The organism is Pantoea sp. WEP, from assembly GCF_041678305.1.
GTDB classification, from domain to species: domain Bacteria; phylum Pseudomonadota; class Gammaproteobacteria; order Enterobacterales; family Enterobacteriaceae; genus Pantoea; species Pantoea dispersa.
Map to the genome: position 1 here is coordinate 3,879,667 of NZ_JBGNXB010000001.1, position 20,975 is coordinate 3,900,641.

14 protein-coding genes, 1 tRNA gene and 3 rRNA genes are annotated in these 20,975 nt (G+C 57.0%); 4 read left to right on the forward strand and 14 right to left on the reverse strand.

The window, feature by feature from the left end; all coding sequences use genetic code 11:
* The first annotated feature begins 121 nt into the window (after positions 1–121).
* The gene (coaA, locus tag ABVR31_RS18110) at positions 122–1,072 is read left to right on the forward strand and encodes a type I pantothenate kinase (protein ID WP_372773754.1); all 951 of its coding nucleotides are present in this window, start codon (positions 122–124) and stop codon (positions 1,070–1,072) included.
* A 53-nt stretch (positions 1,073–1,125) separates the two neighbouring features.
* Here the strand turns inward: coaA and birA are convergent, their stop codons facing one another.
* The 10 genes from birA to pepQ all read right to left on the reverse strand — a co-directional run bounded on the left by birA (position 1,126) and on the right by pepQ (position 12,800).
* Positions 1,126–2,088 (reverse strand): bifunctional biotin--[acetyl-CoA-carboxylase] ligase/biotin operon repressor BirA, encoded by a 963-nt coding sequence (gene birA / locus ABVR31_RS18115; protein ID WP_372773756.1) that lies wholly within the window; start codon positions 2,086–2,088, stop codon positions 1,126–1,128.
* Positions 2,085–3,122, reverse strand: coding sequence for a UDP-N-acetylmuramate dehydrogenase (gene murB, locus ABVR31_RS18120; protein WP_058775753.1), 1,038 nt, complete (start codon positions 3,120–3,122; stop codon positions 2,085–2,087). The genes birA and murB overlap by 4 nt, the downstream gene beginning before the upstream one ends.
* A gap of 150 nt (positions 3,123–3,272) precedes the next feature.
* Positions 3,273–3,388: ribosomal RNA gene (gene rrf, locus ABVR31_RS18125) — 5S ribosomal RNA — on the reverse strand.
* 202 nt (positions 3,389–3,590) lie between these two features.
* Positions 3,591–6,495 (reverse strand): 23S ribosomal RNA (locus tag ABVR31_RS18130).
* Positions 6,496–6,708: 213 nt separating this feature from the next.
* Positions 6,709–6,783, reverse strand: a tRNA-Glu gene (locus tag ABVR31_RS18135).
* 88 nt (positions 6,784–6,871) lie between these two features.
* Positions 6,872–8,413, reverse strand: a 16S ribosomal RNA gene (locus ABVR31_RS18140).
* The 16S, 23S and 5S rRNA genes sit together here with 1 tRNA gene alongside, the layout of an rRNA operon.
* A 393-nt stretch (positions 8,414–8,806) precedes the next feature.
* Complete coding sequence (gene hemG / locus ABVR31_RS18145; RefSeq protein WP_125310352.1) at positions 8,807–9,355, reverse strand: menaquinone-dependent protoporphyrinogen IX dehydrogenase; 549 nt, start codon at positions 9,353–9,355, stop codon at positions 8,807–8,809.
* A gap of 17 nt (positions 9,356–9,372) precedes the next feature.
* Positions 9,373–10,824 carry a Trk system potassium transporter TrkH gene (gene trkH, locus ABVR31_RS18150; RefSeq protein WP_021506935.1) on the reverse strand — a complete coding sequence of 484 codons (1,452 nt, stop codon included), beginning with the start codon at positions 10,822–10,824 and terminating at the stop codon, positions 9,373–9,375.
* 27 nt (positions 10,825–10,851) lie between these two features.
* Entirely contained in the window at positions 10,852–11,469 is a 618-nt protein-coding gene (locus ABVR31_RS18155; RefSeq protein ID WP_058758129.1) for an IMPACT family protein, read from the reverse strand.
* On the reverse strand, positions 11,469–12,800 hold the full coding sequence (pepQ, locus tag ABVR31_RS18160; RefSeq protein WP_058758128.1) for a Xaa-Pro dipeptidase: 1,332 nt from the start codon (positions 12,798–12,800) through the stop codon (positions 11,469–11,471). Before pepQ ends, ABVR31_RS18155 begins: the two co-directional genes overlap by 1 nt.
* Before the next feature lie 185 nt (positions 12,801–12,985).
* On the opposite strand from pepQ, the gene fadB reads away from it, so the two are divergent.
* Both fadB and fadA read left to right on the forward strand, forming a co-directional pair.
* Positions 12,986–15,169: a fatty acid oxidation complex subunit alpha FadB gene (gene fadB / locus ABVR31_RS18165; protein WP_372773760.1), complete on the forward strand. Its 2,184-nt coding sequence runs from the start codon at positions 12,986–12,988 to the stop codon at positions 15,167–15,169.
* A 10-nt stretch (positions 15,170–15,179) separates the two neighbouring features.
* Positions 15,180–16,343 (forward strand): acetyl-CoA C-acyltransferase FadA, encoded by a 1,164-nt coding sequence (fadA, locus tag ABVR31_RS18170; RefSeq protein ID WP_215480781.1) that lies wholly within the window; start codon positions 15,180–15,182, stop codon positions 16,341–16,343.
* 90 nt (positions 16,344–16,433) lie between these two features.
* Here the strand turns inward: fadA and fre are convergent, their stop codons facing one another.
* From fre to pepE, 3 genes are all read right to left on the reverse strand, one after another.
* Entirely contained in the window at positions 16,434–17,135 is a 702-nt protein-coding gene (gene fre / locus ABVR31_RS18175) for an NAD(P)H-flavin reductase (protein WP_021506940.1), read from the reverse strand.
* A gap of 31 nt (positions 17,136–17,166) precedes the next feature.
* Positions 17,167–18,651 carry a 4-hydroxy-3-polyprenylbenzoate decarboxylase gene (gene ubiD, locus ABVR31_RS18180; protein ID WP_021506941.1) on the reverse strand — a complete coding sequence of 495 codons (1,485 nt, stop codon included), beginning with the start codon at positions 18,649–18,651 and terminating at the stop codon, positions 17,167–17,169.
* 73 nt (positions 18,652–18,724) lie between these two features.
* Positions 18,725–19,456, reverse strand: coding sequence for a dipeptidase PepE (gene pepE / locus ABVR31_RS18185; protein WP_058758126.1), 732 nt, complete (start codon positions 19,454–19,456; stop codon positions 18,725–18,727).
* A gap of 209 nt (positions 19,457–19,665) precedes the next feature.
* Between pepE and rfaH the strand changes: the two genes are divergently transcribed.
* Complete coding sequence (gene rfaH, locus ABVR31_RS18190) at positions 19,666–20,154, forward strand: transcription/translation regulatory transformer protein RfaH (RefSeq protein WP_031279607.1); 489 nt, start codon at positions 19,666–19,668, stop codon at positions 20,152–20,154.
* Here the strand turns inward: rfaH and tatD are convergent.
* Positions 20,151–20,933, reverse strand: a complete 783-nt coding sequence (gene tatD / locus ABVR31_RS18195) for a 3'-5' ssDNA/RNA exonuclease TatD (RefSeq protein WP_058758125.1) — start codon at positions 20,931–20,933, stop codon at positions 20,151–20,153. The two genes, rfaH and tatD, sit on opposite strands and share 4 nt — an antisense overlap.
* Between the last annotated feature and the right edge of the window lie 42 nt (positions 20,934–20,975).

Below are 20,975 nucleotides of genomic sequence, written 5' to 3' on the forward strand. Positions count from 1 at the left end.
CCCTCCTGCCCATTGTTCTCGTTAAATTACCCCTGTGACGTGCAACTGAGTTCGACACATCGCTGTATGCCTGTTGCTGCAAGGTGTTGATGAGCCAGAATTTGCGGTCAGATGCATGCTTATGAGTAAAAAAACGACGCCACTGACGACGCCCTACCTGCAGTTTGATCGCCAGCAATGGGCTGCGCTGCGAGATTCCGTACCGATGACGCTGGCCGCCAGCGAAATTGAACGGCTGCGCGGTATCAATGAAGATCTTTCGCTGGAAGAAGTCGCTGAGATCTATCTGCCGCTATCACGTCTGCTGAACTTCTATATCAGTTCAAATCTGCGCCGTCAGGCGGTGCTGGAGCAGTTCCTTGGCACCAATGGCCAGAAGATCCCTTACATTATCAGTATTGCCGGCAGTGTCGCCGTCGGTAAAAGCACCACCGCGCGCGTGTTACAGGCGCTGCTTAGCCGCTGGCCCGAGCACCGCAAGGTGGAACTCATCACCACCGATGGCTTTTTGCACCCTAATGCGGTGCTGAAAGAGCGCGGCCTGATGAAGAAGAAAGGCTTCCCGCAGTCGTATGATATGCATCGACTGGTGAAGTTCGTATCGGATTTGAAATCGGGCGCCAGTCAGGTCACCGCACCGGTGTATTCACACCTGATATACGATGTCATCCCGGATGGCGATAAGATGGTGCAGCAGCCGGACATCCTGATTCTGGAAGGGCTGAACGTCCTGCAGAGCGGTATGGATTATCCGCACGATCCGCATCATGTATTTGTCTCAGATTTCGTCGACTTTTCAATATATGTCGATGCGCCAGAAAACTTATTAGAGCGCTGGTACGTTAATCGCTTTCTTAAATTCCGCGAAGGTGCCTTCAGCGATCCGGACTCTTATTTCCACCACTATTCTCAGCTGCCTGAAGAGGAAGCAGAGAGTATTGCACGTGGGTTATGGAAAGAAATTAACTGGCTGAATTTAAAAGAAAACATCTTACCTACGCGTGAGCGGGCCAGCCTGATTATGACCAAGTCTGCGGATCATGCCGTGCAAAGTGTGCGGTTGCGAAAATAGTATTAAAAACGCCCTGCTTTATCAGGGCGTTTAATGCGTCACTGTTTACTGTGTTAATTAGCGGGACGTAATGAGATTTCCCCACCGACCCAGGACTTAATCTCACCATCCTGTTCCAGCAATAAACCGCCCTGCTTATCAATTCCGCGCGCAATGCCATGCACTTCACGATCGCCAATCAGCAGTTTTACCGGGCGATGGATAAAGTTATCCAGCGCTTCCCAGCGGCCGACAAACGGCGCCAGCCCATCGCGTTCAAACAGCGGTAAAGCTTCACGCAGACGGTTTATCAGCCTGGCGGCGAGTTCGTTACGATTGATCTCGATGCCGGCTTCCTGCAGATTGATCCAACCCTGATTGATTTCCGTCGTGCCTTCGCCCCGCATCACCAGGTTGATCCCCGCGCCCATGACAATTTGCGCCGCATCGCCGGTTTTACCGGTGAGCTCAACCAGAATACCCGCCAGTTTACGATCCTGCAGATAGAGGTCATTTGGCCACTTAACGCGTACGTCTGCCGCGCCCAGCGACTGGATAACCTCTGCCATCACGATACCAATCACCAGACTCAGACCCATTGCCGCAGCTGGCCCCTGCTCCAGTCGCCAGTACATGGACATGTAGAGATTGGCGCCAAACGGCGAGAACCATTTCCGTCCGCGCCGGCCGCGCCCGGCCTGTTGATATTCCGCGATGCACGCATAGCCGGAGTTCAGCTGGTCCATGCGATCGAGTAAATACTGATTCGTGGAGTCAATAACCGGAATCACCGCCAGATCCGGCTGATGCAGATGCGCCAGGATCGCCTCTTCATTCAGCAGCTGAATGGGCGCTGGCAGGCTGTAACCTTTCCCTGTCACGGTGTAGACATCCAGGCCCCAGCTTTTCAGCGTCTGAATATGTTTATTCACGGCAGCGCGGCTCATACCGAGCGCTTCACCCAGCTGTTCACCAGAGTGAAATTCGCCATCGGCCAGCAGGGCGACCAGTTTTAATGGAACGCTATGATCTTTCATGAAATCACCTCGACGGCGTTACGCTCGCCCTGCGCGCCAATAAACCGCACCTCTGGCTCCAGCCACACGGCAAATTTTTTCCCCACCTCCTGACGCACATGATGTGCCAGGGCGACAATATCCTGCGGTGTGGCATTGTCTTCATTGATCAGTACCAGTGCCTGCTGACGATGCACCGCAGCACCGCCAAGACGATAGCCTTTCAACGCACACTGATCGATCAGCCAGCCCGCGGCCAGCTTGACCTCACCACTGTGCTGTGGATAGTGCGGCATAGCAGGATAGTGCGTGAGCAATGCCTCTGCCTGCTGAGCGGAAATCAGGGGGTTTTTAAAGAAACTGCCTACATTGCCTGTTATGCGCGGATCGGGCAGCTTACTTTGCCGCATATGGCACACCGCATTGAATACGTCCCACGCGCATACGGTGGCGGGATTGAGCTTCGCCAGATCGCCATAGCTCAGTACCGGTTTCCACTGCTTAGCCAGACGCAGCCCGACGGCCACAATCACATAGTCGTGCTTCATCGCGTGTTTGAAGATGCTGTCGCGATAGCCAAACTGGCACTCATCACGGTGCAGACGCGTGACTGTGCTATCCGGCAGGTGTAACACCTCGACGTACTGGCAAATATCTTTAAATTCAACACCGTAAGCGCCAATGTTCTGGATTGGTGCCGATCCCGTCACGCCTGGAATCAGCGCCAGATTTTCCAGCCCGGTGAGGCCTTTCTTTAGAGTGTGCTCAACCAACTGATGCCAGTTTTCGCCAGCACCAACGTGCAGATGCCAGGCTTCGTCGTGCTCTTCCAGGGTGATGCCTTTAATCGCGTTTATCACCACGCAGCCGGCAAAATCTTCGAGGAACAGGACGTTACTGCCCTCGCCAAGCACCATAAACGGCTGATTATTTTGCTGGCTGGCGTGCCAGGCAGAGGAAATGGCTTCTGCGCTATCCGCAACAACAAGCTTTTCAGCCGCGATTGCAAGACCCAGTGTGTTGAACGCTTTCAGGGAAGTCTGAGGGCTGGACATGTTACGGCCTTTACTGATTAATCTGGCCGTAGTTTACCCGATTGCACGGTTTTACAGTGGGGAGTTTTCGCGTTTTTAGCGGTAAATTTGCCGCAGTACGGACGTAAAAAAGCCCCGGACTCTCGTCCGGGGCTTCTTTACGGGTTTGATGCCTGGCAGTTCCCTACTCTCGCATGGGGAGGCCCCACACTACCATCGGCGCTACGGCGTTTCACTTCTGAGTTCGGCATGGGGTCAGGTGGGACCACCGCGCTGTTGCCGCCAGGCAAATTCTGGTGCGCGAAACGAATCTTTTTCACTGATGCCGCGTTGGCCGCCCTCGCAAAGTCAGTCACATACTCGTGTATGCTCCTTCCTTTCCTCCTGCCTGCCGCCTCGCCTCAGCGTAAAATCTTTCGTTTCCGCTAATTTTTCCGTCACAAGCTGAAAATTCTCCGGTCTCTCAGACCAAAACGCCTCTGGCGTTGTAAGGTTAAGCCTCACGGGTCATTAGTACCGGTTAGCTCAACGCATCGCTGCGCTTACACACCCGGCCTATCAACGTCGTCGTCTTCAACGTCCCTTCAGGACCCTTAAAGGGTCAGGGAGAACTCATCTCGGGGCAAGTTTCGTGCTTAGATGCTTTCAGCACTTATCTCTTCCGCACTTAGCTACCGGGCAGTGCCATTGGCATGACAACCCGAACACCAGCGGTGCGTTCACTCCGGTCCTCTCGTACTAGGAGCAACCCCCCTCAATTCTCCAGCGCCCACGGCAGATAGGGACCGAACTGTCTCACGACGTTCTAAACCCAGCTCGCGTACCACTTTAAACGGCGAACAGCCGTACCCTTGGGACCTACTTCAGCCCCAGGATGTGATGAGCCGACATCGAGGTGCCAAACACCGCCGTCGATATGAACTCTTGGGCGGTATCAGCCTGTTATCCCCGGAGTACCTTTTATCCGTTGAGCGATGGCCCTTCCATTCAGAACCACCGGATCACTATGACCTGCTTTCGCACCTGCTCGAGCCGTCACTCTCGCAGTCAAGCTGGCTTATGCCATTGCACTAACCTCCTGATGTCCGACCAGGATTAGCCAACCTTCGTGCTCCTCCGTTACGCTTTGGGAGGAGACCGCCCCAGTCAAACTACCCACCAGACACTGTCCGCAGCCCGGATTACGGGCCTACGTTAGAACATCAAACATTAAAGGGTGGTATTTCAAGGTTGGCTCCACGCAGACTGGCGTCCGCGCTTCAAAGCCTCCCACCTATCCTACACATCAAGGCTCAATGTTCAGTGTCAAGCTATAGTAAAGGTTCACGGGGTCTTTCCGTCTTGCCGCGGGTACACTGCATCTTCACAGCGATTTCAATTTCACTGAGTCTCGGGTGGAGACAGCCTGGCCATCATTACGCCATTCGTGCAGGTCGGAACTTACCCGACAAGGAATTTCGCTACCTTAGGACCGTTATAGTTACGGCCGCCGTTTACCGGGGCTTCGATCAAGAGCTTCTCCTTGCGGATAACCCCATCAATTAACCTTCCGGCACCGGGCAGGCGTCACACCGTATACGTCCACTTTCGTGTTTGCACAGTGCTGTGTTTTTAATAAACAGTTGCAGCCAGCTGGTATCTTCGACTGGCCTCGGCTCCGGGAGCAAGTCCCTTCACCTACGCGCCAGCGTGCCTTCTCCCGAAGTTACGGCACCATTTTGCCTAGTTCCTTCACCCGAGTTCTCTCAAGCGCCTTGGTATTCTCTACCTGACCACCTGTGTCGGTTTGGGGTACGATTTCGTGTTACCTGGAGCTTAGAGGCTTTTCCTGGAAGCAGGGCATCAGTTACTTCACCGCCGTAGCGGCTCGTCATCACGCCTCAGTGTTAAAGAAGACCGGATTTGCCTGGTCTTCACACCTGCACGCTTAAACCGGGACAACCGTCGCCCGGATAACCTAGCCTTCTCCGTCCCCCCTTCGCAGTAACACCAAGTACAGGAATATTAACCTGTTTCCCATCGACTACGCTTTTCAGCCTCGCCTTAGGGGTCGACTCACCCTGCCCCGATTAACGTTGGACAGGAACCCTTGGTCTTCCGGCGAGCGGGCTTTTCACCCGCTTTATCGTTACTTATGTCAGCATTCGCACTTCTGATACCTCCAGCGTGCCTCACAGCACACCTTCAGCGGCTTACAGAACGCTCCCCTACCCAACAACACATAGTGTCGCTGCCGCAGCTTCGGTGCATGGTTTAGCCCCGTTACATCTTCCGCGCAGGCCGACTCGACCAGTGAGCTATTACGCTTTCTTTAAATGATGGCTGCTTCTAAGCCAACATCCTGGCTGTCTGTGCCTTCCCACATCGTTTCCCACTTAACCATGACTTTGGGACCTTAGCTGGCGGTCTGGGTTGTTTCCCTCTTCACGACGGACGTTAGCACCCGCCGTGTGTCTCCCGTGATAACATTCTCCGGTATTCGCAGTTTGCATCGGGTTGGTAAGCCGGGATGGCCCCCTAGCCGAAACAGTGCTCTACCCCCGGAGATGAATTCACGAGGCGCTACCTAAATAGCTTTCGGGGAGAACCAGCTATCTCCCGGTTTGATTGGCCTTTCACCCCCAGCCACAAGTCATCCGCTAATTTTTCAACATTAGTCGGTTCGGTCCTCCAGTTAGTGTTACCCAACCTTCAACCTGCCCATGGCTAGATCACCGGGTTTCGGGTCTATACCCTGCAACTTAACGCCCAATTAAGACTCGGTTTCCCTTCGGCTCCCCTATGCGGTTAACCTTGCTACAGAATATAAGTCGCTGACCCATTATACAAAAGGTACGCAGTCACCTAACAAGTAGGCTCCCACTGCTTGTACGTACACGGTTTCAGGTTCTGTTTCACTCCCCTCGCCGGGGTTCTTTTCGCCTTTCCCTCACGGTACTGGTTCACTATCGGTCAGTCAGGAGTATTTAGCCTTGGAGGATGGTCCCCCCATATTCAGACAGGATACCACGTGTCCCGCCCTACTCGTCGGACTCACAACTCATGCATCTTCGTGTACGGGGCTGTCACCCGGTATCGCGCGACTTTCCAGACGCTTCCACTGATGCACAAGCTGATTCAGGTCCTGGGCTGCTCCCCGTTCGCTCGCCGCTACTGGGGGAATCTCGGTTGATTTCTTTTCCTCGGGGTACTTAGATGTTTCAGTTCCCCCGGTTCGCCTCGTTAACCTATGTATTCAGTTAACGATGATGCACAGAGTGCACCGGGTTTCCCCATTCGGACATCGACGGCTGTAGCGGTTCATATCACCTTACCGTCGCTTTTCGCAGATTAGCACGTCCTTCATCGCCTCTGACTGCCAGGGCATCCACCGTGTACGCTTAGTCGCTTAACCTCACAACCCACAGGCGTTTTGCAACGCTGCAGACTGCAAGCATTTGAGAGACCCGAACGCATCGTGATTCATTTCTTATTACGGAGAAATGAAGCGACGCGTCGTTTCAATTTTCAGCTTGTTCCGGATTGTTAAAGAGCAATATCTCAAACACGACGTTACCGTCAGTTTTGAGATATTCTGTGGAGACACCTTTCACCTGTCACCAAGCAGTGGCGTCCCCTAGGGGATTCGAACCCCTGTTGCCGCCGTGAAAGGGCGGAGTCCTAACCGCTAGACGAAGGGGACACAAAGTGTCACGACTTCGCAGCCGTCCTGCTCGTTACTTTTCTATCAGACAATCTGTGTGAGCACTTCGCGGGAAGGTATCTTCAGGTAAGGAGGTGATCCAACCGCAGGTTCCCCTACGGTTACCTTGTTACGACTTCACCCCAGTCATGAATCACAAAGTGGTAAGCGCCCTCCCGAAGGTTAAGCTACCTACTTCTTTTGCAACCCACTCCCATGGTGTGACGGGCGGTGTGTACAAGGCCCGGGAACGTATTCACCGTAGCATTCTGATCTACGATTACTAGCGATTCCGACTTCATGGAGTCGAGTTGCAGACTCCAATCCGGACTACGACGCACTTTATGAGGTCCGCTTGCTCTCGCGAGGTCGCTTCTCTTTGTATGCGCCATTGTAGCACGTGTGTAGCCCTGGCCGTAAGGGCCATGATGACTTGACGTCATCCCCACCTTCCTCCGGTTTATCACCGGCAGTCTCCTTTGAGTTCCCGACCGAATCGCTGGCAACAAAGGATAAGGGTTGCGCTCGTTGCGGGACTTAACCCAACATTTCACAACACGAGCTGACGACAGCCATGCAGCACCTGTCTCAGAGTTCCCGAAGGCACCAAAGCATCTCTGCTAAGTTCTCTGGATGTCAAGGCCAGGTAAGGTTCTTCGCGTTGCATCGAATTAAACCACATGCTCCACCGCTTGTGCGGGCCCCCGTCAATTCATTTGAGTTTTAACCTTGCGGCCGTACTCCCCAGGCGGTCGACTTAACGCGTTAGCTCCGGAAGCCACGCCTCAAGGGCACAACCTCCAAGTCGACATCGTTTACGGCGTGGACTACCAGGGTATCTAATCCTGTTTGCTCCCCACGCTTTCGCACCTGAGCGTCAGTCTTCGTCCAGGGGGCCGCCTTCGCCACCGGTATTCCTCCAGATCTCTACGCATTTCACCGCTACACCTGGAATTCTACCCCCCTCTACGAGACTCAAGCCTGCCAGTTTCAAATGCAGTTCCCAGGTTAAGCCCGGGGATTTCACATCTGACTTAACAGACCGCCTGCGTGCGCTTTACGCCCAGTAATTCCGATTAACGCTTGCACCCTCCGTATTACCGCGGCTGCTGGCACGGAGTTAGCCGGTGCTTCTTCTGCGGGTAACGTCAATCGGCAAGGTTATTAACCTCACCGCCTTCCTCCCCGCTGAAAGTACTTTACAACCCGAAGGCCTTCTTCATACACGCGGCATGGCTGCATCAGGCTTGCGCCCATTGTGCAATATTCCCCACTGCTGCCTCCCGTAGGAGTCTGGACCGTGTCTCAGTTCCAGTGTGGCTGGTCATCCTCTCAGACCAGCTAGGGATCGTCGCCTAGGTGAGCCATTACCCCACCTACTAGCTAATCCCATCTGGGCACATCCGATGGTGTGAGGCCCGAAGGTCCCCCACTTTGGTCTTGCGACGTTATGCGGTATTAGCTACCGTTTCCAGTAGTTATCCCCCTCCATCGGGCAGTTTCCCAGACATTACTCACCCGTCCGCCACTCGCCACCCAAAGAGCAAGCTCTTCTGTGCTGCCGTTCGACTTGCATGTGTTAGGCCTGCCGCCAGCGTTCAATCTGAGCCATGATCAAACTCTTCAATTTAAGTTTGATTTGCTGCAACGAGTGCAGCGATGCTCTGTGAATTAAACTTCGTAATGAATTACGTGTTCACTCAGCAAAGACTTGATATTTTTTACGTCCGGAGACGCTGATATCAATCCTGCGAGTGCCCACACAGATTGTCTGATAAATTGTTAAAGAGCGGTGCGACGCGGCGTTCGGCCTGCTGTCGCGAGGTGGCGTATATTACGCTTTCCTCCTTCAGAGTCAAACACTTTTTTCAGCGTTTTTCTCCGGCGGGGTGAATCGCTTCACGCCCTGCTGAGCCGTCTGCGTTGCCGCTTTGCCGTCTCAGTGGTGGCGCATTATAGGGAGTTAATTCTGGCTGACAAGGGTTTATTGCAAAAAAATGATCGTTCGGCCTAAATTTCACCACTACGCGTTATTTTGCGGCAATTTACCTGGTAACTGTGCGAAATCCTGGGCAAAACGCGTGACTTTCTCCCAGTCGGTGTATTCAACTTCCTTCGATGTATCCGTTTCGCCGCCGGTCATACGCATAATGAACTGAATCATGATGCGATCGAACCAGCGATAGCGTGGATAGCGTAGCGCACCGGCAAACACCGCACAGCGATCCGGTTGCCACGGTGACTGCGCCAGGAATTTACGCGTATAGGCATTGGTTTCCGGCGTGCACTTATCGGCTTTGCGCGCAGTAAGATTGACGCTGAAAAAGCCGCTGACGCGCTGCTGCAGTGCCGCCTTATGTTGCGTGACGAATTTCATCAGCTCGGGCTGGAAATGACCATAGCGGATCGAGGCGCCAATCAGCACGCGATCATACTGTGCCCACTCCACCTGCGGCGCCTGTGTCAGATCCAGCACATCGCACAGCTGCTGCGGTGTCAGCGTGCGGGCAATACGCGCCGCGATTTCACGGGTTTGCCCGTCACGGCTGGAATAAAGAATTAACGCTTTCATCACTCATTCCTGTTTTATTATTCGCGCCAGAAGGTGGGCGTGAACAGCACCAGCAGCGTGAACACTTCAAGGCGTCCAAACAGCATGGTGGAGATTAAAATCCACTTGGCGACATCATTCATCGACGTGAAGTTATCTGCCACCACACCCAGACCCGGGCCAAGGTTATTCAGCGTCGCCGCCACTGCGGCGAAGGCCGAGAAGTCATCCACGCCGGTGGCGATAATCGCCAGCATGCTGACCAGAAACACCAGCGCGTAAGCCGAGAAAAAGCCCCACACCGCTTCGAGAATACGTTCCGGCAGCGCACGGTTCCCCAGCTTAATGGTATAGACCGCATTGGGATGCACCAGGCGTTTCAGTTCGCGCGACCCTTGCTTGCACAGCAGCAGAATGCGAATCACCTTCAGGCCACCGCCGGTCGAACCCGCCATACCGCCGATAAAGGCTGAACACAGCAGCAGCACCGGCAGGAACAGCGGCCAGCGCGCAATACTGTCGGTGGTAAAGCCCGCCGTCGTCGCCATCGATACCACCTGGAAAAACGCCTGATTGAGGGTTTGCCAGCCGCTGGAATAGACATTATGGAACCACAGCACCAGGGTACAAATCAGCACCAGCGTCAGCTGCACGCCAATGAACATGCGGAATTCCGGGTCGCGCCAGTAGACTTTCAGGTTTCGCCCGCTGAGCAATGAGAAGTGCAGGCCGTAGTTACAGCCGGAGATCAGCAGGAAAATCGCCACGATGGTATTAATGGTCGGGCTATTGAAGTAGCCGATGCTGGCATCATGGGTAGAAAAACCGCCGATGGCGATGGTCGAGAAGCTGTGGCCGATAGCATCAAACATCGGCATGCCCGCCAGCCACAGCGCCAGCGCACAGGCCACCGTCAGCAGCACATAAATCAGCCACAGGGTTTTAGCCGTTTCGGCAATGCGCGGGCGCATTTTGTTATCTTTCAGCGGTCCCGGCATCTCGGCGCGGTACAGCTGCATGCCGCCGACGCCAAGAATCGGCAGAATGGCCACCGCCAGCACGATGATCCCCATGCCGCCAAGCCACTGCAGCATCTGGCGATAGAACAGAATCGCTTTGGGCAGCGAGTCGAGCCCTACTAACGTAGTGGCACCGGTGGTGGTTAAGCCAGAGAACGATTCGAAGAAGGCGTCGGTCACCGACAGATGTGGCTGCTCGGCGAAGATAAACGGCATTGCCCCCACGCTGCCCAGCACGGTCCAGAACAGCACCACAATCAGAAAGCCTTCACGCGGTTTCAGCTCACTTTTTTGTTTGCGGTTGGGCCACCACAGCAGCGAACCGATGACGATCGCCATCATAAACGTCTGACTGAACGCGCGCCCGGCACCGTCGCGATAAATCAGGGCCACTAAGCCAGGCAGGATCATGGTTACCGAGAAAAGAATCACCAGCAGGCCCACGATGCGGGTAATGGCGCGAAAATGCATTCAGCCGTTTCCTTTAAACAGATGCGGTTAGTTGTCCAGCGGGATCAGCGCCAAAGCGCCCCGGCTGTAATCAGAGAGGTTTTGCCTGAAGCCATCAATCTGCGGATGGGGCAACGCCAGACGTAGCGTAATGCGATCCTGATAATGGCTCTGTTCAATGCTGCCGTCAAAACGCTGCAGCAGGCGCTCTATATCGCTCAGTTGCGCATAGTCACACTGCAGGGTGAAACATTGCATCGGCACTTTGCGCTGGCGCGCCAGCAGCTTCAGCCCCTGCTGCACGCCGCCACCGTAGGCTTTCACCAGCCCGCCGGTGCCCAGCATGATTCCGCCATAATAGCGCACCACCACGGCGGTGATCTCGCCCACGCCGCTGCCCATCAGCTGCGCCAGCATCGGCTTACCGGCCGTGCCGGAGGGTTCGCCATCGTCAGAAAATCCCAGCTGTTGTGAATCATCGGGCGCGCCCGCCACCCAGGCCCAGCAGTGATGCCGCGCGGTCGGGTGTTCGTGCTTCACCTGCTGCACAAAGGCGCGCGCAGCGGCCACCCCATCGGTATGCGCCAGCAGGGTAATAAAGCGGCTCTTTTTGATGGTCTCCTCGCTGAGACTGACGGCCTCAGCGGGAATGTCGTAAGCGTCCATCAGGCCAGATGCAAGTCACGCGTCATGTTTTCGATGCGGCTGGCGTGAATCACCACATTATCCTCAATACGAATGCCTCCGTACGGCTTCAGAGCATCAATCGCCTGCCAGTCAAAGTGCTGACTGAACTTACCGCTGCGCAGCGGCGCCAGCAGTGAATCGATAATATAGAAGCCCGGTTCAATGGTCAGCACCATGCCCGGCTGCAGTACCCGTGTACAGCGCAGATAAGGATATTGCGATGGCGCCGCCAGATGCGTGCCGCTGTCGTCCTGCATAAACCCGGCAACGTCGTGCACCTGCAGGCCCAGCGGATGGCCGAGACCGTGCGGCATGAAGGGGCCGGTGAGGTTTTCCGCCACCAGCGTCTCTTCGCTCAGCCCCTGCACCAGTTCAAACTTCAGCAGCAGACGCGCGATACGCTGATGCATTTGCAGATGGTAATCGGTATAGCGCACGCCGGCTTTCAGCGTGGCGATCAGCGCCAGCTCTTCTTTATTCATCGCGGCAACCATTTCCGCGTAGCGCGTTTTGCTCTGCGCCGCGTAGCTGCGCGTCAGGTCTGCCGCATAGCCAAGATACTCTGCGCCGGCATCAATCAGGAAGCTGTGACGTTTCGCCGGCGGCTGATGGTCAAGCCGGGTGTAGTGCAACACCGCAGCATGTTCATTCAGCGCGATGATATTGCCATACGGTACATCAATGTCACGGTGGCCGGTGGCAGTCAGATAGGCAAGATTGATATCAAACTCGCTCATGCCGGAGAAGAACGCCTCTTTCGCTGCGCGATGGCCTGCCACCGCCAGCTTCTGCGCTTCGCGCATACAGGCCAGCTCGTAATCGGTTTTGATGCTGCGATGATAATGCAGGAAGTCGATGACGCCCTGGGGATTGATCCCCTCGCTGCGGATGCCCAGCTGGGTGGCGCGGGACGGTACCGGCCCGATATAGGCCACATTGTCGCGCTGTGCCGGCAACAGCTGAGCGATATCGTCAGCGTTTTTCAGGCCGATGACCTCAACATCCTGGGTCCAGAAGCTGTCCGGCAATGGCTCGACGTTGTGCCAGTAATCGACCGGCGAGTAGAACCACAGTTTGGGTTTATTCACGCCATCGATCCACAGCCAGCAGTTGGGCACCTGCGTCACTGGTACCCAGGCTTTAAACTGGGGATTCACCTTAAACGGATAGTCATGATCGTCAAGAAATACGGTCAGCAACTCGCCTGAATGAATCAGCATGGCGTCCAGCTTAAAGCGCGCCAGCACCTGTTGCGCACGCTGCTGCAGCGTTGAGATATGCGCGTGATACAGGGTTTTCAGTGAATCCATGGACTTGTCTCCGATGTCGCGAAAGTGGCGGCAGTGTAGCACAGCCGCGCGGGGGATGCCGTGCTGCGCGCGCTGTGATCGCCGTATCAAATAAGCAAACTCTTGTTTGCAAAAAATTAACATGACACCCACACTCCTGATCATCTGGTATGACCAGATCACCTTTCGCGTTTCAGGAGACGGACATGCTCTACCAAGGCGATACCCTTTCAGTGCACTGGCTTGACGATGGCATCGCCGAGCTGGTTTTTGATGCGCCCGGTTCGGTGAACAAACTTGATACCAAAACCGTCGCCGCCTTAGGCGAGGCGCTGAGCGTACTGGAGCAGCAAAGCACGCTGCGCGGCCTGCTGCTCTCTTCCGCCAAACCGGCGTTTATTGTCGGGGCGGATATCACAGAATTCCTGTCGCTGTTTGATGCGCCCGCTGAGCAGCTCAGCCAGTGGCTGACATTTGCCAACAGCATCTTTAATCGTCTGGAAGATTTGCCGGTGCCAACCATCGCCGCCATCGACGGCTACGCACTGGGCGGGGGCTGCGAGTGTGTGCTGGCGACCGACTTCCGCGTGACCACGCCCACCGCGCGCATTGGCCTGCCGGAAACCAAACTCGGCATTATGCCGGGCTTCGGCGGCAGCGTGCGTCTGCCGCGCCTGCTCGGTGCCGACAGCGCGCTGGAGATCATCGCCGCCGGTAAAGATATTGATGGCCCGGGCGCGCTGAAGCTCGGTCTGGTGGATGCGGTGGTCAGCAGCGAGAAGCTGCGCAGCGCGGCGCTGACCATGCTGCAGGATGCCATAGCCCAGGGCAGCTGGCAGGCGCGTCGTGCGCCGAAGCTGGCACCGCTTAAGCTCAGTCCGATTGAAGCTGCGATGAGTTTTACCCTCGCCAAAAGCATGGTGCAGCAAACCGCCGGTAAACACTATCCAGCGCCGATCGCCGTGGTGCGAACCATCGAAGCGGCAGCGGGCTTAGGTCGTGATGATGCGCTGAAGCTGGAAACCGCTGCCTTTGTGCCGCTGGCGCAGAGCGATGTGGCACGCGCGCTGGTCGGCATCTTCCTCAATGACCAGTACGTAAAAGGCCTGGCGAAGAAACACAGCAGCGCGGCCGGCACGCCAGAGCAGGCGGCGGTACTGGGCGCAGGCATCATGGGCGGCGGGATCGCCTGGCAGTCGGCCTGGAAAGGCGTGCCGGTGAAGATGAAAGATATTAATCCGCAGGCGCTGACGCTGGGCATGAATGAAGCCAGCAAGCTGCTTAATAAGCAGCTGGAGCGCGGCAAAATTGACGGTACCAGGCTGGCGAGCGTGCTGGCGAGCATTCAGCCGACGCTGGATTACAGCGGCTTTGATCGCGCCGATGTGGTGGTCGAAGCGGTGGTCGAGAACCCGCAAATCAAAGCCAAAGTGCTGGCTGAAACCGAGCAGCAGCTGCGGGATGATGCCGTGCTGGCCTCGAATACCTCCACCATTCCAATCAGCCAGCTGGCGCAGGCACTGCAGCGTCCGCAAAATTTCTGCGGCATGCACTTCTTCAATCCGGTGCCGCGTATGCCGCTGGTCGAAGTGATTCGCGGTGCGCAAACCTCTGAAGCCACCATCAGTAAAGTGGTGGCGTGGGCCAGCAAGATGGGCAAAACGCCAATTGTAGTGAATGACTGCCCCGGCTTCTTTGTGAACCGTGTGCTGTTCCCCTACTTTGCCGCCTTCAGCCTGCTACTGCGCGACGGCGCGGACTTCCGCCAGATCGATAAAGTGATGGAGAAGCAGTTTGGCTGGCCGATGGGGCCGGCGTGGCTGCTGGACGTGGTGGGCATTGATACCGCGCATCATGCGCAACAGGTGATGGCCCAGGGCTTCCCGTCGCGGATGCAGAAAGATTACCGCGATGCCATTGATGTGCTGTTTGAAGCCAAACGCTACGGCCAGAAAAACGGCCAGGGCTTTTACCGCTGGGAACAGGACAAAAAAGGCAAAGCGCAGAAGCGCGCCGATGCAGATGTCGATGCGCTGCTGGAGCCGGTATGTGAACCGAAGCGGGTATTCAGCGATGAAGAGATCGCCAACCGCATGACGCTGCCGATGCTCAACGAAGTGGTGCGCTGCCTCGAAGAAAACATCATCGCTTCCCCCGCCGAGGCGGATATGGCGCTGGTGTATGGCTTAGGCTTCCCGCCGTTCCGCGGTGGCGCGTTCCGCTATATGGACACGCTGGGCATCAGCAATGTCGTCGATCAGGCTAAACGCTACCTCGCGCTCGGCCCGCTGTACGCGCTACCTGAGCTGCTGGTTCAGAAAGCCCACCAGCATCAGAGCTGGTATCCCGTCGCTCAACCGATTGACGCAGCGGCGCTGCAAACTGCCTGAGGTAATGAACATGGAAAACGTAGTGATTGTTGATGCCGTGCGCACGCCGATGGGCCGTTCCAAAGGCGGCGCCTTTCGCCAGGTGCGCGCCGAGGATCTCTCCGCCCATCTGATGCGCGAACTCCTCAGCCGCAATCCGGCCGTCGATGCCGCCGCGCTGGATGACATTATCTGGGGCTGCGTGCAGCAGACGCTGGAACAGGGCTTTAATATCGCCCGCAACGCCGCGCTGCTGGCGGAGATCCCGCATCGCGTGCCGGCCAGCACCGTCAATCGCCTGTGCGGCTCGTCCATGCAGGCGCTGCACGATGCGGCGCGCGCGATTATGGTCGGCGATGCCCACAGCTGTCTGATTGGCGGCGTGGAACATATGGGCCACGTACCGATGAACCACGGCGTGGATTTTCATCCCGGCCTGGGGCGCACCGTGGCGAAAGCGGCTGGCATGATGGGGCTGACCGCCGAGATGCTGGCGCGCATGCACCACATCAGCCGTGAACAGCAGGACGCCTTCGCGCTGCGTTCACACCAGCGCGCTGCGGCCGCCACTCAGCGCGGTGATTTCAGACGCGAAATCGTGCCGACCTACGGCCACGATGCCGATGGCGTGCTGAAACGCTATGACAGCGACGAAGTGATTCGCGAGGACACCAGCCTTGAAGGCTTAGCCGCGCTGCGTCCGGCGTTCGATCCGGTCAACGGCACGGTTACCGCCGGCAGTTCGTCGGCGCTGTCCGACGGCGCGGCCGCCATGCTGATCATGAGCGAAAGCCGGGCGCGCGAACTGGGGCTGTCGCCGCGCGCACGCATCCGCAGCATGGCGGTGGTTGGCTGCGATCCGTCGATCATGGGTTACGGCCCGGTACCGGCCAGTAAGCTGGCGCTGAAGCGCGCCGGGCTGAGCGTGCAGGATATCGATCTGTTCGAACTCAACGAAGCCTTCGCCGCGCAGACGCTGCCGTGCCTGAAAGATTTAGGGCTGCTGGAGCAGCTGGATGAGAAAGTGAACCTTAACGGCGGCGCAATCGCACTCGGGCATCCGCTGGGATGTTCCGGAGCTCGTATCAGCACCACGTTGCTGAATCTGATGGAGCGTCGCGATGCACAGTTTGGTCTGGCAACCATGTGCATTGGCTTAGGCCAGGGCATCGCGACGGTATTCGAACGGGTTTAATACGTTGACCACTACACTTGCACGTGTTCCCGCCCAACCGGGCGGGCTTTTTTTTTTGCAGCGGCACGTGCATGCGCACCGCATCACACATCAGATAAAGGCAAACGCATCGCCATACATCTGCGCTTCTAACGCACCACGTTCGGCACAGAAGCGCTCGCGGGCAATTTTTGCCATCTCAAACCGGCCAGCAATATAGATATCGTGTCCGCTCAGGCTGGCATAATCCTGCATCACCGCGGTCAGCACCGTGCCGCTGCGCCCCTGCCAGTCCTCCGCCGGCTGCTCCACCACCGGAATCACTTTCAGGTTCGGATGCTTCACCGCCAGCGCATTGAGCTCATCCAGATCGTACAGATGTCTCAGCTCGCGGCCGCCCCAGTAGATAGCGATATCGCGATCCGGCTGCTGCGCCAGCGCGGTCAGCAGAATCGAACGCGCATAGGAGAAGCCGGTGCCGCCGGCAATCAGCACAATCGGCCGCGCGCTGTCTTCACGCAGCCAGGCGTCGCCGTGCGGCATATCCACGGTGATCTGCCGATCGTTTTTGATGCGATCCATCACCGCCATGGCGTACAGGTTCAGCTCTGAGGCACCAATGTGCAGCTCAATGATGTCCTTTTCCATTGGCGTCGATGCCAGCGAAAATGGGCGCTTGTCGCGCTCATCCATCACCACCATCAGATACTGGCCGGCGCGGAAGCTAAAATCCGCCGCCGGAATTAACCGCACGCGGTAAACCGTGTCCGTAATTGCTTCAACCGAAGTCACTTTGCAGCTTAACGTCGTCATAGGTGCCCTTTTTTATGGTTCTCAGCCGCCATCAGCGCTGCGGCGGCTCGGCAAAGATCGCTAACTCATCCCAGATTGCATCAATACGCGCCGTAACCGCAGGATCTTTCACAATCGGCGTCCCCCATTCACGCTGGGTTTCACCCGGCCACTTGTTGGTGGCATCCAGTCCCATCTTCGAGCCAAGTCCGGAAACCGGCGAAGCGAAGTCGAGATAGTCAATCGGCGTGTTTTCTACCAGTACCGTATCGCGCGCCGGATCCATCCGCGTGGTGATGGCCCAAATCACGTCGTTCCAGTCACGCGCGTTGACGTCATCGTCACACACAATCACAAACTTGGTGTACATAAACTGGCGCAGGAACGACCACACGCCGAACATCACGCGCTTGGCGTGACCGGCATACTGTTTTTTAATCGTCACTACCGCGAGGCGATAAGAGCAGCCTTCCGGCGGCAGATAGAAATCCACAATCTCCGGGAACTGTTTGATCAGAATCGGCACCAGCACTTCGTTCAGCGCCACGCCCAGTACCGCGGGCTCATCCGGCGGACGGCCGGTGTAGGTGGAGTGGTAAATCGGGTTGCGCCGCTGGGTCACGTGCGTCACGGTAAACACCGGGAAGCTGTCTACTTCATTGTAGTAGCCGGTGTGATCGCCGTACGGCCCTTCCGGCGCCATGTCACCCGGTTCGATGTAGCCTTCCAGCACGATTTCGGCGCTGGCCGGCACTTCCAGATCGTTCGAGACGCACTTCACCACCTCGGTTTTGTTGCCGCGCAGCAGACCGGCAAACGCATATTCCGATAGCGTATCCGGCACCGGCGTGACTGCGCCAAGAATGGTGGCCGGATCGGCGCCCAGCGCCACCGCCACTGGGAAGCGTTCACCGGGATGCGCTTTGCACCACTCCTGGAAATCCAGCGCGCCACCGCGATGCGACAGCCAGCGCATAATCACCCGGTTTTTACCAATCACCTGCTGACGATAAATGCCGAGGTTCTGCCGCTCTTTATGCGGTCCACGTGAGACGGTTAAACCCCAGGTGATCAGTGGGGCCGCATCGCCCGGCCAGCATTTCATGACCGGGATGCGTGCCAGGTCGACCTCGTCACCGCTGAAAATCTCTTCCTGACACGGCGCATTACGCAGCCGTTTGGTCGGCATGTTCAGCACCTGTTTGAACTGCGGCATCTTATCGAACAGATCGCGGAACCCTTTCGGCGGCTCCGGCTCTTTCAGAAACGCCAGCAGCTTACCCACTTCGCGCAGCGCGCTGACCTCTTCCTGGCCCATACCCATCGCCACGCGCTTCGGCGTGCCAAACAGGTTGCACAGCACCGGCATGCTGTAGCCCTTCGGGTTTTCGAACAGCAGCGCCGGGCCACCGGCCCGCAGCGTGCGGTCGGCGATTTCGGTCATCTCGAGGACAGGATCGATCTCCTGAGTGATGCGCTTTAACTCGCCGCGCTGTTCCAGCAGCGCGAGAAAGTCTCGTAAATCCTGATATTTCATGCGGCGTTAGTCTTCCGGCCAGAGTGAAGCGTCATTATAAGTTTGTTCACGCCAGCGTGTTTGAGTTTCTGCGTCAGGCGGGCTGACAGGAAAACGGCACCAGCGACTGCAGGGCCAGCACATCATGATAAGCGGCAATCGCTTCACCGTGACGGAACACTTTGAAATCTTCACCGCGCGCGCTGTAGTAGCGCAGACGGTTCTCACTGACGTGCAGGAAGCTGGCTTCCCGCAGCGCAATCACCGACTCCTGCGGATTCACCGCGCAGAATTCGGCCAGACGCTCATCACGGGTTTCGCCCATATGGCCGCTGACGTGCGCATCAAGATAGTGAGGATTGATTTGCACCGGGAACAGCCCCAGCGCAGGCAGCACCACGCTGCTGCGTACCGGCATATCATTGGTGGTGCGAATCGACGGTGTCGCCACGTTACAGCCCGCGCTCCAGCCAACGTAAGGGACGTCGCGCTCGCGCACTGCGCGCTGAATCGCCACGATCAGCCCCTGCTCGTGCAGCATCTGGTTCAGCAGCCAGGTATTGCCGCCGCTCACCAGAATCAGCTCCGCCTGCTCAATGGCCGCAACCGGTGTCTCGAACTCGTGTACCGTGCGCACCGGAATGCCCAGTGACTGAGACAACGCCTGCGCACGCTGGGCGTGATCGTCACGAATAATGGCGTAGGGCACCAGCACCGCCGAGGTGATGCCGCGCTGGGCAATCATCGCGTGCAGCTGCGGATGCGCATAGCTCAGCAGCGGCGCATCGTCGGCCACTTTGCCATTGCTCAGTAAAAACAGTTCCATCAGCCTGTCCTTTTTCTTCGTCTAATGGGTTGGCAGTCTGATACAGATGATCGCCAGACGTCAATTTTCTTGCTGAAAAGCGTTAGTTCGTCGCACCAATCGGAAAATTCGTAGAGATTTTTCTTGTGTGACCGGGTTTCCGGCCGCCGATGCGCTATAACTCTGACAACAGGTTTGTTATTCTTAGCGTCCATTATTTGGGAGCAGTTATGGAATCCTGGTACTTACTCTATTGCAAACGTGGTCAGCTGTTGCGCGCGAAGGAGCATCTTGAGCGGCAGGAGGTGAATTGCCTCAGCCCGATGATCGCTCTGGAGAAGATTGTGCGCGGCAAACGCACCACCGTGAGTGAGCCGCTGTTTCCCAACTATCTGTTTATCGAATTCGATCCGGAAGCGATTCACACCACCACCATCAGCAGCACGCGCGGCGTCAGCCACTTTGTGCGCTTTGGTGCCATGCCCGCGACGGTGCCGTATGAAGTGATCGAAGCGCTGCAAACTGATGCGCCGCAGATCCTGCTGGATCCGGAAACGCCGCAGGTCGGTGATGAAGTGCTGATCACCGACGGCACCTTTGAAGGGCTGCGCGCTATTTTTGCCGAGCCCGATGGTGAAACCCGCTCAATCCTGCTGCTTAACCTGCTGAATAAACAGGTGATGCGCAGCGTGGACAACAAGCAGTTCCGTAAGGTTTAAGCCAGCCTGAATAGCTGACGTGCGTTGTGGTCGACGCGTGCCGCCAGTGCGTCTGGCTGTTCACCACGCCAGTGCGCCACCTGCTGAACGATATGCGGCAGAAAGCAGGGTTCGTTACGGCGCGAGGTCGGACGCGGACGCATATCGCGCGGCAGCAGATAGGGCGCATCGGTCTCCAGCAGCAGACGATCTGCCGGAATCAGCGGCAGCATGTCACGCAGCGCCATTCCGCGCCGTTCATCGCACACCCAGCCGGTAATGCCCACCGATAACCCCAGCGCCAGGCAGGCTTCCAGCTCGTCACGCGTGCCGGTAAAACAGTGCACCACCGCGCCCACCAGTTTCGGCAGCCACGGCTGCAGCACCGCCAGAAAACGTTCATGTGCCTCACGACAGTGTAAAAACACCGGCAGCTGCAATTCCGCCGCCAGCTGGAGCTGCGCATCAAACGCGTACTCCTGCTGCTCGTGCGCGGAAAGGTTCCGGTTGAAGTCGAGCCCGCATTCACCAATCGCGACCACCTGCTCGCTGTCAGCCAGGCGGCGCAGCGTACTGGCGGTTTCCGCCGACCACTCGCTGGCATGATGCGGGTGCACGCCGGCGGTCGACCAGCAGTAGCCCGCGTGCCGGGTCGCCAGCTGACGCGCCTGCTGGCTCTCCAGGGCATTGGTGCCGGTAATTAACAGGCCGGTGACGCCTGCTTCGCGCGCGCGTTTTACCACCTGATCGCGATCTTTTGCGAATTGCGTGCTGGTCAGGTTTACACCGATATCAAACATGTTTGCTCCCCATTCCGTCTTAAAGCGACGGATAGAAAAACC